The sequence below is a fragment of the Paenibacillus turicensis genome (genome assembly GCF_017873435.1).
Taxonomy (GTDB): domain Bacteria; phylum Bacillota; class Bacilli; order Paenibacillales; family Paenibacillaceae; genus Fontibacillus; species Fontibacillus turicensis.
In genome coordinates, this window is record NZ_JAGGKG010000029.1 from 17,611 (window position 1) to 31,188 (window position 13,578).

Genomic DNA, 13,578 nt, shown 5'->3' on the forward strand with positions numbered 1-13,578 from the left:
TCTATAGATTAAACTAAAGGGCTATTTAACACTATAAACGCAACTTTATCCTGTTGAAAATAAATATGAAAGATATAATAATCGCCAACTTTATAACTCCACCTGCTTGGTAGCTTCAATGCTTTAACATCAAGTATACGCTGGACTTCATTTTTACTCATTCCAATTTTAATCCCGTTCTTAGTCTGGTGTGCGTCATCCATAAATACAATCTGACCTGGTAACATTACAATCTCATCAGCAATATTAATGACTTCAGAAATTTGGGCTGAATCATTATCATAAAAAGGGATTTTCCAAAGCGGTGTTTCCTGCGTCAATTTTTGCTGCCATCCCTCAAAGTCTAGTCCATCAATTTGAAGCTGCTCGGCTTGTATTTGGTCTGCTTCATCCGTAGCGTCCTGTTGCTCTTCTATCGTTGCTTGTTGCTTTAAATGATCAAATAAGGCTAGCTTCTTATCTTGTTCCAGCACCCGATTCATCAGCAATAACACTTGATCATTTGCATAATACCATTTGCCATCCACCGCATACGCATTGACGCTAACATTATATGGAAGCACAATCGGCTCCTTTGCTCCAACATCAATTTGAAGTTGTACATCTTGGGCAGAAGACGTTGCAGTTGTAGCAGATGAAGCCTGTACCTCCGCAATAGTCGTATCCGTCCACCTCAATGACTCAAGTATGATTTGTGTATCATTTTTGGAAAGTGAAGCCTTGTTCCCCTCCCATTTTATTGTAATGGCTTTAACGTCCTTTTCCTTCCACGACTGTTGCTCTAGCAAATAAGGATTGATGACTTTACCATTAGAAGGTATCTCACTAGAAGGTGGGGGTTGATTCGTAATTTGCTGATTAGCGTTGTCTTCTGACTGTGACGGCGGAGTATCCGTCCCAAGCTTCTCCTCCTTAGAAGAAGGCCAATAGGTTGTAACCGCAACTGTAAATAAGACCATAAACATGATCGCCAGCGCAGACCTTGGTTTTGGTGGTTTATCTCGGGGCTCCCTCATATGCATAACTCCTCCAAGGAAATTCCTAAAATTGTAATTTTTCATTATTTTCATCATACATTGCAAACTGCCTACTGCTCATCATATCATAGCTTTTGATACGAAAAAAACCCTCATTCGACCACGTAGCTCGTTAAGCACGCTCAGAATGAGGGATTCGTATCTATTCAGCTCTCTATTAGCTTCTTAATATGAAATGATTAAGCGAATTGTGCACCAAATTGAGCACGATGCAGACGGCTGTAAGTGCCATCTAGTTTAAGCAGCTGCTCATGTGTTCCTTCCTCTAAAACGCCTTGCTCTGCAACAACGACAATCCGATCAGCATCCTTAATCGTCGCCAAACGATGGGCAATGACCAATGTCGTTCTGCCTTTGGACAATTCAGACAAAGCAAGCTGAATCGCTGCTTCGGTTTCTGTGTCTAATGCAGAGGTAGCTTCATCCAAAATTAAAATTGGAGGGTTTTTCAAAAACATACGTGCAATGGACAAGCGTTGCTTCTGACCACCAGACAGCTTTACTCCACGCTCCCCAATCATCGTGTCTAAGCCTTCTGGATACTCCAGTATTAATTCCTCTAGCTGGGCTCGTCTTGCCGCCTCCCAAATAGCTTCCTCTGACGCATTTAGATCACCATAGGCGATATTTTCACGAATTGTACCATCAAACAAGAATACATCCTGCTGCACGATCCCAATATGGGTACGGAGTGACTCTAATGTTAAATCTCGAACATCAATGCCATCAATTTGAATCGCACCTTCATCCACATCATAAAATCGTGGCAATAAGCTACAAAGTGTAGTTTTACCCGCACCTGATGGGCCAACCAACGCCACTGTTTCTCCAGCGTTGATGTCTAAGTTTAGGTCTTTCAAAATTTTATCTTTATTTTCATAACCAAAGGTAACATCTTTGTAGGAAATATTCCCTTTAATATTTGTTATCGTTTTAGCATTAGGAGCATCTGCTACATCTGGTTCTGTTTCTAATAGCTCCAAATACCGTTTAAAGCCAGCAATCCCTTTTGGATAGGTCTCGATCACACTATTAATTTGCTTAATCGGTCCTAAAAATATATTAGATAACATCACAAAGGCAACAAATTCACCATAGCTCATTTCTTTTTGAATCACAAACCATGTTCCACACACTAATACAAACAAATTCACAAAACGCATTAATATAAAGCTGACGGAGGCGTTCCATGCCATAATGCGATACGTTAATAGCTTAGTTAGACGAAAACGTTCATTATTAACTGCAAACTTTTCAATCTCATGATTTTCATTCGCAAAAGCTTGAACAACACGAATTCCACTTACGTTGTTTTCCACTCTTGCATTATAATCCGCGATGTCCGCGAACATTTTATTAAATGCCTTGGACATTTTCCGGCTGAAATACAGCGATAGGTATATCATTAATGGAACAATGATGAAGGTTAATACTGCCAGCTTCCAATTGATCCCTAACATAATACCAAAGGCACCTGTTAACGTCATAATAGCAATAAATAAATCCTCTGGACCATGGTGGGCAATTTCCCCGATATCCATTAAATCATTGGTCATACGGGATACTAAATGTCCCGTTTTCGTATTATCAAAAAAGCGGAAAGATAACTTCTGCACACGATCAAACAGCTTTTTACGCATATCCGACTCAATACTAATTCCGAGCTTATGCCCCCAATAGGTGACGACAAAATTTAAAAATGCACTAAACAAATAAATCGTTAACAAAATAATGCAGGCATACAAAATCGTTTTCCAATTCCCTTGGGGAAGCAAATCGTCGATCACTTTATTAATTGCAAGTGGAAACACTAATTCCAATAAGGCTGCAAAAATTGCACATGTAAAATCTATAATAAAAAGCCATTTATAGGGTCGATAATATTCAAAAAAGCGCCTGAGCAATGTCATCCCTCTCTCTTCGAATTTTAATATTTAAAAAACTGCTTATTTCAGCTTAAAATGATGAGTTATATTTTATTACTATGTTCATTAATCTTTAGCTTTAGCTAATAAATAGAGGAAGAATGGTGCACCTAATACAGCTACAACTAGACCTGTTGGTACTTCTGTTGGCTGTAAAATCCATCTGCCAATCGTATCTGCCGAAATGACTAGCAAGCTACCTACTAAGGCTGAGGTTGGCAACAGGTATTGATGTCTTGGTCCGACTAATCGTCTCGCCACATGAGGTCCAATTAAACCTACGAAGCCAATTCCCCCACTCACTGAAACACAAGCAGCTGCTAAGCCTACTGCTGCCGCAAGGAACTTGATTTGCTCTCTAGACACATTTGCCCCTAAGCCCATTGCCGTATTTTCGCCAAGATTAAGCACATCAAGCACCCTAGCTTTTATGAATATGTAGGGAAGCAAAATTACAATCCAGGGAAGTAGTGTCCATACGAATTTCCATGTCGTCCCCCAAATGCTACCTGCAAGCCATGTCGCAACAAACTGGTATTTCTCAGGACTTAAACGCAATGTCAGCACGATCATAGCTGAATTAATACCCGCGGATATTGCTACCCCAGTTAAAATTAAACGAGTGGGTAAAATCCCTTTATTACGTTTATAAGACAACCCATAAATTATAATTGCTGTTAACGAAGCACCTACTAATGCTAAAAATGGTAACCCGAGGACAGGAACCGCTGTAGTTGCAGGATAAAATGCGATAAATAACATAACAACTAACCCTGCACCAGAATTAATCCCTAAAATCCCTGGGTCTGCAAGTGCATTACGAGAAATCGCCTGCATAATACAGCCTGAAGCTGCTAGACCTGCACCAATCAAGATAGCGATCACGATCCGAGGCAAACGAAATTGGAATAAAATTAAATTTTGCTTTTTGGTTCCATTCCCTAGCAAAGTATCTAATAGCTCTGCTGGCGTTAATCGAATGTGACCTGTGTTTATACTAATAATGAATACAACTAAGATTAAAAGAGCTAATATCCCCATGATAAGAACAGCTTTCCTGCGATCCCTCTTGTCAGCTGTATACATAACCGCTGAGTTTGCCATCTATAGCTCCCTCCTTTCTTTACGAGCCAAGTAGAGGAAAAACGGTACGCCAATTAATGCGATTAATGCACCAATTGGAGTCTCATAAGGAGGATTAATAATTCTGGCTGTTAAATCAGCCAGCACCACCAATAAGCTTCCTAGAACTGCTGAGCAAGGAATAATCCAACGGTAATCCACCCCAACAATATATCGCGTCAAATGTGGAATAATTAGACCTACAAAACCAACAGGACCTACAACGGAAACCGCTGAGCCTGCCAAAATTAAAATAATAATGGTCGCTACTAGCTTCACTAAATTCGTTCTTTGCCCCAAGCCTTTAGCTACATCTTCCCCAAGACTTAACATCGTAATCGAACGGGAAATAATGATGGCTCCTATTAACGCACTAATTACCCAAGGAGACATGATTTCTAATTGAAGCCACTTTGTCCCTGACACCCCACCTGCATACCAAAAGGCAATGTCCTGACCAATTCTAAAGTGTAATGCAATTGCTTCACTTAATGCCGCAAACAATGCACTTAACGCAGAACCTGCTAACACTAAACGTACAGGTGAAAGTCCACCTTTGGCTAACGAACCAATTCCATAAACTAACCCTGCGCCTACACCAGCACCAACAAACGAATACATAATAAGGAACATAAATGGTAATCCTGGTGCAAAAGCAAAGCACAAGGCAAGTGCAAGTCCCGCCCCTGCATTTAATCCTAACAGCCCAGAATCCGCCATCGGGTTACGGGTCATTCCTTGCATAAGTGCGCCCGCTACGGCGAAGCAAGCTCCTACCATCGCAGCACCCAGCACACGCGGCAAGCGAAGCTCTTGAATAATAAGATGATTGGTCACCGTATCATTAAAATGGAATACTGCATCCCATACCTCTGACAACTTTATATCTGCTGCACCAAGTGCAATGGATAACCCAATACTGAAAAGTAGTAAAACTACACCGCCTGTCAATATAAGCGTGGCGGCAATTGGACGACTTTTGAGCTTCCTTTTTTTTGGCGCATCGTCATCCTCTGTAGCTGATGGAGCATATTGCATCATGTTATTTTCACCCTTCATTTCTTAACTAAAATGTGCTTAGCATTAAATCTCATTCTAAATAACAATGATAATCATTGTCAATGCAATAAATAAGAAGATTTTAATTTTATTTTGAATAACGTCTCCAAACTTTCCCATACTATGACTTAGTACGTCAAGTCTTACATAAGGGGGAATCACGATGGACCGTCTGTCCCGAAGCAATCGAAAATCTAAGCACAAGCTTCTATTTATCTTGCTGAAGCTTACCTCTGTGCTGGCTGTATGCTTCATTATAGGAATGTCATTACTTCTACTTTACTTGTCACAAACGGCTCTTCCCCCCGCCGCTTATGATCGTAACTCCCAACTCATCGATATGAATGGAGAAGCGATTGCTGTGTTCTCAAGCGGAGAGCGCAATCGTCAGCCTATTGCCCTTTCAGAAGTATCACCATGGGTTGTGAAAGCTACGCTTGCGGTAGAGGATCGTAAATTTTATGAACATATTGGTTTTGATATCAAAGGAATGTTTCGTGCCTTATTTGTAAATTTAAAAGAGATGGATCGGGTACAAGGAGCAAGTACGTTAACACAGCAGCTAGCACGTAATTTATATTTGTCCCATGAGCGTACATGGACGCGTAAATTAAAAGAAGCAATGTACACAGCTCAGCTCGAAATGAAATACAGTAAAAAAGAGATATTAACGATGTATTTAAATGAAATTTATTATGGTAAAGGTGCTTATGGTATTGAGGCTGCAGCTAAGATGTATTTTGGCAAGCCAGCAAATAAGCTGAGTATAGCGGAAAGTGCAATTTTAGCCGGAATTCCTAAGGGACCTACCTACTATTCTCCATATAACCATATGAAAAATGCTAAGGACCGCCAAAAAATAGTGTTATCAGCAATGGTGAGCACAAAAGCAATTACCCAAGCACAAGCAGATCAAGCCTATGAGGAAATGTTAAATTTTCAATCTGAGCAGCAACGTGTAACCTCAGATAAAGCACCCTATTTTAGAGATTATGTAAGAAATGTAGTGACCAACGAGCTTGGCTTTGAAGAAAATTTGTTAGAGCATGGCGGATTACGTATTTATACTACGATTGATATGAACGCCCAGCAGGCCGCTGAAGCCGCTGTATCCTCTGAGCTAAAAGGGACGAAGGAGCTGGAGGCTGCTTTAGTTTCCATAGATCCACGTACAGGCTACATTAAAGCCATGGTTGGGGGCGCAAATTATTTAAATAGTCAATATAACCATGTGTTTGCTGGGACAAGACATCCTGGGTCTAGCTTTAAGCCAATTATGTATTTGTCCGCAATCGCATCTCAAAAAATGACACCAATGAGTGTATTTAATAGTGAACCTACCATTTTTCATTATGATAACAACCGCAAAACGTATAGTCCAAAAAATTTTAATGAGAAGTACAACGGCGAAATTGATATGCGTAAAGCGATTGCCGCCTCGGATAATATTTATGCCGTAAATACGATTTTAAAAATTGGAGCAGAACAGGTTATTGAGTTGGGCAAAAAGTTAGGGATTACAAGCCCAATGGAAGCCGTACCTTCACTAGCACTCGGGACGTCTCCTATTAGCCCGTTTGAGATGGCCTCTGCTTTTGCGGTCATAAGTAACCAAGGTGCTAAAAAACCACCAATTGCCGTTTTAAAAATTACAGATGAGCAAGGTAACATATTGTATACGGCTAATGACACACCCGCAGAACAAATTGTTCAACCCGCTGCCGCCTATGTATTGACACACCTACTTGAAAGCGTATTTGAAACGGGTGGAACAGGTAACCGTGTGTCTGATACGATCAAGCGACCTGTTGCTGGGAAGACGGGTACGACAAGTACAGATGCATGGCTTGTTGGATACACACCTGAATTATCCACTGCGGTGTGGGTTGGCTACGATCAAGGTAAAATTCTGGATACAGCAGGTTCAAGAAAAGCTGCACCTATTTTTGCAAAGTTTACAGAAAAAGCGCTAGAAAAGGTACCGCCAAAAATTTTCCCAATTCCAGACGGTGTCGTTAGTGTATATATAGATCCGGAAAGTGGTAAGCTCGCCACAAATGACTGTCCTAGTAAAAGACTTGAGGCGTTTATTCAAGGAACGGAACCAACTGAGACTTGTACAGCGCATAGCCATGAGGAGCAGCCTGAACCTGTCGTACCACCTGTAGAGCCTAAAAAGGAAAATCGCTCATGGTGGAAAGATTTAAAGCGTTGGTGGATGAACTAGTTCCATGACGGGATGCACACGACTATCGTGGTCATTTTACTCGGAGTTGGTATAATATTTAGTAAAAACATAGAGCAGGTGTACAATGAATAAAATCGGTTTATTGCATCATGTTGAACTGAATGTAGAAGATCTAGCACGCTCCTCCCAATTTTGGGGTTGGTTTCTCACAGAGTTAGGTTATAAGCCTTATCAAAAATGGAACGAGGGCTGTAGCTGGAAGCTAGGGGAAACCTATATTGTACTTGTACAAACGCCGGAGAAGTATTTAGACATCCCTTACCATCGTTGTCGTGTTGGGCTAAATCATCTAGCATTCCATGCCTCATCTAGGGAGCAAGTGGATGACATTACGTTGCAAGCTAGATCCAAGGGGTACCGTATATTATATGAAGATAAGCACCCATTTGCCGGTGGCGAGCATTATTATGCTCTATTTTTTGAAGACCCTGATCGCATTAAAGTTGAACTTGTTGCTCCTTAAATTCGAGAGGATCTAATTAAAAAGGCTCTATTTAAAAATCAGTACTTGACAACAACTGGAGGGGGTAGCTACGATCCAGAGAGTTCTTGCGGTTGTTGTTAAAATCATATTCCTTTTTTATTGAAGTAAATTTATTGATGATGGAATTTGATTTTAAGAGACAACCTTCAGAATCTCTCTGTCCCTTCGCTAGTGTGGGTTAGCTGTCACGGACTGATTTCAAGATTGAGCCATTAAAAAAAGATAAACGAAAAGAACCTTCCACGCGCCACAGGGTTACAAAGGGTCTCTCCCCAACCTGTTTCTTCGGCTCGCAACGAGGTTCTTTTGTCTTTAACTTTATGCTTCTAATGCCTGCTTAATTTCCTCTGGTGTGCGATCCCACCACTCCGGATTGGTCTCAATTAGCAGCTGCTTTAATGCTTGCTTATGGCCCGTTTCTAGTCCATCCAAAATAATTCTACGCTTGAGGGCGTAATCCATTTTATTGACATGGTCAGCTAAGATTTTCCAACCTCTACGTGCTTCGGTATCAATCCACATTTCACAAGCGGTTAATCCTCCATAAAATTGTCCATCCTCCCCACGATCCACCGCTACCCATACGATCCATACTTGACGACCTGCTGGAACATCCTCACGGTTTACTGAGAATTTAATTCCCTTCTCTACCTTACTTTTTGCGTGCATAGCACCAATATCGATATAAGCCTCGTCCCCATCAATAATGACAGGAGACATACTATTTAAGTTAATAGAGCCTGCACCAAAACCTTTATGCTTACTCTTATCGTCGTTACTAATAATATTTAAGGCAAACATTTTTTTGCCTGTCTTTTGTGATTTATCCATAATACCTCCTACATTTTCTATTAATAATTTTATTTTAACTAATAATTCTTGTCCTGCAAACATATACATGCTGTAGATGCTTGTCAACAGGAGGTATCCATATCCAATGTCTGGAGTAAACAAAAGACTTATTATTTCTCTATTATCAGTCTGCCTGATCAGTAGTACAACCCTATGGTACTTCAACTCAAGAGGAGTTTATTCACAAGCTGTACAACCTATCGCATATGAACCTACAACCAAGCTTACATTGACACCCGCACCAACTTCAAGCACAACTGAGCCGCAGCAGCCATCCGCAGAAATACTAAGTCATCGATTAAATGAATACCACATTAATGTCAAGCTCGATGAAACAACAGGAACATTAATTGGAAGTCAGACGGTAACCTTTAAGCATCCCGGTAAAAAAACAATCAATGAACTTTACTTTCATTTATATCCTAATGCCTTCAGTTCAAAGGATACCACCTTTATGAAGGAATCAGGCGGGAAGCTCCGCGGCGACGTCATGCCTAAAAACGGGTATGGAAATATGACACTTACTGAAGTAACGACGACAGACGGCATCTCATTGCTTCATCGCGTCATGTATGTCCAGCCTGACGATGGCAATACGCACGATCGAACACTAGCGAAAATCCGCCTCCCCGTTTCCATTCGTGGTGGTGAGAGTATCACACTTAAAATCGGCTTCACAGTAAAGTTACCACAGATTTTTGCCCGAATGGGCATTGTGGATGATTTTGTGATGGCAGGGCAGTGGTTCCCTAAGCTAAGTGTGTATGAGCCCGTTGGGCGAAGAGGGGTTACCGTTGAGGGCTGGAATTTACATCAATATCATGGCAACTCGGAGTTTTACTCTGATTTTGGCATATATAATGTAAAAATTGACGTCCCTAAAAACTACATCATTGCAGCTACAGGCTTCCCTACCAAAGCCACTGTCATACAAAATAACAGAAAAATAGAACAATATTATGCAGATGATGTCCACGATTTTGCTTGGTCTGCCTCTCCCAATTTTGTATTTATGGAGGAGCCATACTCCTCAGATGAAGTGCCAGGAGTAAAAATCAAGCTCTATCTTGATCCGATGCATAAGGATTTAAAGGATCGCTATTTTTATGCAGCCAAGGTCGCTTTAGCAAACTTCAGTAAATGGTATGGAAGATACCCTTATTCAACATTATCCATCGTTGTGCCACCTAAGTCGGGAAATGGTGCTGGTGGAATGGAGTATCCGACATTAATTACTGCATTTGGTGCTACTGAAGAAGCACCTGGCTACGAATTGGAGCGAACCGTCATCCATGAAATTGGACATCAATTTTTTTATGGCATGATTGCGAATAATGAGTTTGAAGAGGCTTGGCTAGATGAAGCATTTACGTCTTATGCCGAAGATAAGTTAATGGATCAGGAATTTGGAATCAAGCCAAATTTACCTATTCAGGGCTCATTAATTCATCAGCCTGTCGCATTAACACAACCTTCATGGGAATATGGCTCCAGTAACAATTATGCAAATAACGTATATTATCGTGGGAAGCTAGTGCTACTAGATATCGAACGTAGAGTAGGCACCTCTACAATGAATCGAATTATGAACAAATATGCGTTGCAAAACCGTTTTAAACACCCCACAACTAAGACCTTCCAAAAGGTAGTTGAGCAGGTCAGTGGTCAAAGCTGGAAGGATTACTTTAATGAGCATGTGTATAGCAATGTAATGATTGATTACGCAGTCAATGGAATTACGATCAAACCAGTTAAAATTAATGGAAAAGCAATATATGAATCTACCGTTCAGTTACAACGCAATGGTGCAGTTTATCCTAAGGTCCCGCTATTATTAAAGTTTACAGATGGACACACGATCAGCAAAACCTGGAGCAGTGACGATACACAACTGCAAATTAAGCTTAACTATACTGCCCCTTTGGATTGGGTCATGATTGATCCTGAATATAAGATGATTTTAGAAAACAAGCATAACAACAATTTCCTTCGAGCACAGGTTGATCCTAAGCTCACCACTCGCCTGGACCTTGGCATTTTTAAAGCAATTGAAACGATTGTAGGGGTATTTCTGTGGTAGTTGAATTTAATCCACACAATAAATGCAACACTATTAGGTTGGGGGGAAAAGCATGATCTATTTGCGCGAAGGATGGGGACGTGTCAAGGGGCAATTCCCCTCTGTCATCATTTTATTTCTTTATCAATTATTATGGGGATTTTTCCTATACCGTGTCATCAATGAACTTGTCATTTCTGTATTAGAGCGATATCCTGATTCATCATTGCCTGAAATAAGTAGGATATTATTTCTATTTGAGGGTCAACTGGGATTTGAACAAAATCCAAATATAAAAACGGCATTAATTTGGATTGTTATTTTATTATTAGTACGAATTATACTTAGTCCTTTTATCCAAGCGGGTATTTTATATGGATTAGTCCCTGATGAGAGTAGAAAATCTGGACTACCCTTATTTAGAGGAATGCAGCAGTTTGGCAAACCAGTTTTGCTCATCTATTTGATTGAATGGCTATTAATTATTAGCCCCGCCTATTTTATATATCCGAGGTTGAGCCAACTGATCACCAATTTGCTTCAAGTAGGGATAACGTATCCTGTGCTGTTTACGGTGATTGCATATTTAACAGGATGGTGCGCCTATATATGGATGATTCGTCAATGTAGTCTCTTCATTCAATTTGGTTACTTCTTTCAGCATAAAATAGCACCTTCTTTTATTATTTTTCTCCGGTCTATTTTAAAAGGATTATTAATTTCATGCTTACTTGGTTTATGTCTATTCGGAATCTCGCTTCTATTTGGCACACTCTCCTTCATATGGACAGGGTTACTCGCACTCATCTTACAACAATGCTTCCCATTATTTAGAAGTCTCATTTCGATTTGGCGGGTCACTGCTCAATACAAGCTTTGGGAGCAAAGTTCACAAAAATGCTAATCTTTTTTAAGAAAATATAGTCATTGAAAACCCTTACAAATCAAGGCTTTCGCAAATGCGGAAGCCTCTTTGCGTTAAATCCGTATTTTTTTATATGAATTAAGCATTGCCAAAATACACCTGATGCTGGTACAATAACAACAGTAATAAATCAGTAACAACTTTGTAATTATTTCTGTAATTTCTAAATAGGTGAATAAAAATGAGCCGAGTTCCTGTACACCAGGGAACGGGGGAACCATTTTGGGTGAATTGATCTTGTAACAAAGGGATCATAGGGGACCTTCAAACCGAATCCTCAAGCTAACCTCGTAGGCATTGGAAGGAGATTAACTTCTTTTGAAGAAAAAGTTAACCGCAGCGGCACTAGGATGTGCCCTATTATTCAGTTTAGGTACAGGTAGTGCATTTGCAGACTCTAAATTAGATTCTGCAGTTGAAAGTGGATTAGGATCAAAATATGTATCAGGTGGAACTTCTACTGCAGGTTTTGACTGCTCTGGGTTCACACAATTTGTATTTAAAAAGCTTGGTATCAAGCTTCCACATCAATCTGGTTCTCAATATAAGATGGGAACTGCTGTTGAAAAAGAGGATTTAATCGAAGGCGATTTAGTTTTCTTCAATACCTCTGGTAAAGGTATTTCTCATGTAGGTGTATATGTTGGAGACGGAAAATTTGCTCATGCTTCTTCTTCTAAAGGCGTTATTATTAGTAAGCTAAGCGAAAGTTACTATGTAAAACGTTATGTAGGCGCAAAACGCATTTTAAGTACTGACAAGTATGAAGATGTAGCTGCGGATACTACTGATCATGATGATGTAGAATAATATGATAATAATAAATACCTATGGTTTTCTTCCGAATTGGATGAGGCTATGGGTATTTTTTTGTTGATTTTTAAAAATAAGGATACAAGCTTGCCAAATGAATGACAATTTGATAGAATTATCAAAGTAATTAGTAACAACTTTGTAATTATTGCTGTAACTTTTAAAAACTAAACTAACAAACGGACAGCCAAATTCTATACATTATAGAAACGGGGGAACCATGCGGGTGAATTGATCTTGTAACAAAGGGATCATAGGGAACCTTCAACCGAATCCTTAAGCTAACCTCGTAGGCATTGGAAGGAGCTTTAACATCTTGAGAAAAGTAATTGCAGCCGTAGCAACAAGCTTAACCATCGTTTTAACAGTAGGTGCAGGAAGTACATTTGCAGCAACTAATACAGCACCATCAAAACTCGTCTCTGTTGTAAACGCAGTAAAAGGAACACCTTATAAAATGGGTGGCATTTCAACAGTTGGTTTTGACTGCTCAGGTTTTACTAAATATGTGTTCAAGAAGTTTGGCGTTAATATATCTCGCTCTTCTGCCGCACAATATAAAATGGGTACTGCTGTTTCTAAAAGTAATTTAAAAGAAGGAGATCTCGTCTTTTTTAATACATTTGGTAAAGGCGTTTCTCATGTAGGTATTTACATCGGTAATGGTAAATTTGCTCATGCTTCTTCTTCTAAAGGCATCGCCGTTGACAATCTTAACAGTAGCTATTATAAGAAAAGATATGTTGGCGCTAAACGTGTCCTCAGCAAAGCAGGTTATGCAAAATATGCAGCTTCATTAACTTAATATTAGTGTTAAACATATTTCAACTCATACACTTACCGCACGGTTCATTTGTTTAATGAAACCTTGCGGTTTTTTATATCGTGTACTAAATTATTTTTAAGCTAAACTATATTTTTATGATCTAATTTTTTCGCTCTACATAATATATAACGTACCAACCGCATATTATGTTCCCAATTTTTTAAAAAAATTTTTATTTTTTTTATTAGTGTGAGGATACTTAATACGTGTGATCTAAAAGCTTGGAAA

11 protein-coding genes and 2 riboswitches are annotated in these 13,578 nt (G+C 39.6%); of the genes, 6 read left to right on the forward strand and 5 right to left on the reverse strand.

Annotation, left to right across the window (positions count from 1 at the left end; genetic code table 11):
- Positions 1–8: 8 nt before the first annotated feature.
- The 4 genes from J2Z32_RS21050 to J2Z32_RS21065 form a co-directional block, all read right to left on the reverse strand.
- The gene (locus J2Z32_RS21050) at positions 9–1,016 is read right to left on the reverse strand and encodes a hypothetical protein (protein ID WP_210091173.1); all 1,008 of its coding nucleotides are present in this window, start codon (positions 1,014–1,016) and stop codon (positions 9–11) included.
- A gap of 200 nt (positions 1,017–1,216) precedes the next feature.
- Positions 1,217–2,941 carry an ABC transporter ATP-binding protein gene (locus J2Z32_RS21055; protein ID WP_210091174.1) on the reverse strand — a complete coding sequence of 575 codons (1,725 nt, stop codon included), beginning with the start codon at positions 2,939–2,941 and terminating at the stop codon, positions 1,217–1,219.
- A gap of 87 nt (positions 2,942–3,028) precedes the next feature.
- Complete coding sequence (locus J2Z32_RS21060; RefSeq protein ID WP_425343026.1) at positions 3,029–4,003, reverse strand: FecCD family ABC transporter permease; 975 nt, start codon at positions 4,001–4,003, stop codon at positions 3,029–3,031.
- Positions 4,004–4,066: 63 nt separating this feature from the next.
- Positions 4,067–5,125 carry a FecCD family ABC transporter permease gene (locus J2Z32_RS21065; RefSeq protein WP_210091176.1) on the reverse strand — a complete coding sequence of 353 codons (1,059 nt, stop codon included), beginning with the start codon at positions 5,123–5,125 and terminating at the stop codon, positions 4,067–4,069.
- Positions 5,126–5,306: 181 nt separating this feature from the next.
- Between J2Z32_RS21065 and J2Z32_RS21070 the strand changes: the two genes are divergently transcribed.
- Positions 5,307–7,370, forward strand: a complete 2,064-nt coding sequence (locus tag J2Z32_RS21070) for a transglycosylase domain-containing protein (protein ID WP_210091177.1) — start codon at positions 5,307–5,309, stop codon at positions 7,368–7,370.
- Between the two features lie 85 nt (positions 7,371–7,455).
- A complete protein-coding gene (locus J2Z32_RS21075; protein WP_210091178.1) occupies positions 7,456–7,854 on the forward strand; it encodes a VOC family protein in 399 nt (132 codons plus the stop codon).
- 339 nt (positions 7,855–8,193) lie between these two features.
- Here the strand turns inward: J2Z32_RS21075 and J2Z32_RS21080 are convergent, their stop codons facing one another.
- Positions 8,194–8,706 carry a YwhD family protein gene (locus J2Z32_RS21080; RefSeq protein ID WP_210091179.1) on the reverse strand — a complete coding sequence of 171 codons (513 nt, stop codon included), beginning with the start codon at positions 8,704–8,706 and terminating at the stop codon, positions 8,194–8,196.
- Between the two features lie 106 nt (positions 8,707–8,812).
- Between J2Z32_RS21080 and J2Z32_RS21085 the strand changes: the two genes are divergently transcribed.
- The 4 genes from J2Z32_RS21085 (at position 8,813) to J2Z32_RS21100 (ending at position 13,329) form a co-directional block, all read left to right on the forward strand.
- On the forward strand, positions 8,813–10,807 hold the full coding sequence (locus tag J2Z32_RS21085; RefSeq protein WP_210091180.1) for a M1 family metallopeptidase: 1,995 nt from the start codon (positions 8,813–8,815) through the stop codon (positions 10,805–10,807).
- 52 nt (positions 10,808–10,859) lie between these two features.
- Positions 10,860–11,690, forward strand: a complete 831-nt coding sequence (locus J2Z32_RS21090) for a hypothetical protein (RefSeq protein ID WP_210091181.1) — start codon at positions 10,860–10,862, stop codon at positions 11,688–11,690.
- A 195-nt stretch (positions 11,691–11,885) separates the two neighbouring features.
- Positions 11,886–12,023, forward strand: a riboswitch (cyclic di-AMP (ydaO/yuaA leader).
- 6 nt (positions 12,024–12,029) lie between these two features.
- On the forward strand, positions 12,030–12,521 hold the full coding sequence (locus tag J2Z32_RS21095) for a C40 family peptidase (RefSeq protein ID WP_210091182.1): 492 nt from the start codon (positions 12,030–12,032) through the stop codon (positions 12,519–12,521).
- 178 nt (positions 12,522–12,699) lie between these two features.
- Positions 12,700–12,835, forward strand: a riboswitch (cyclic di-AMP (ydaO/yuaA leader).
- A gap of 5 nt (positions 12,836–12,840) precedes the next feature.
- A complete protein-coding gene (locus J2Z32_RS21100) occupies positions 12,841–13,329 on the forward strand; it encodes a C40 family peptidase (RefSeq protein WP_210091183.1) in 489 nt (162 codons plus the stop codon).
- Positions 13,330–13,578: the final 249 nt, after the last annotated feature.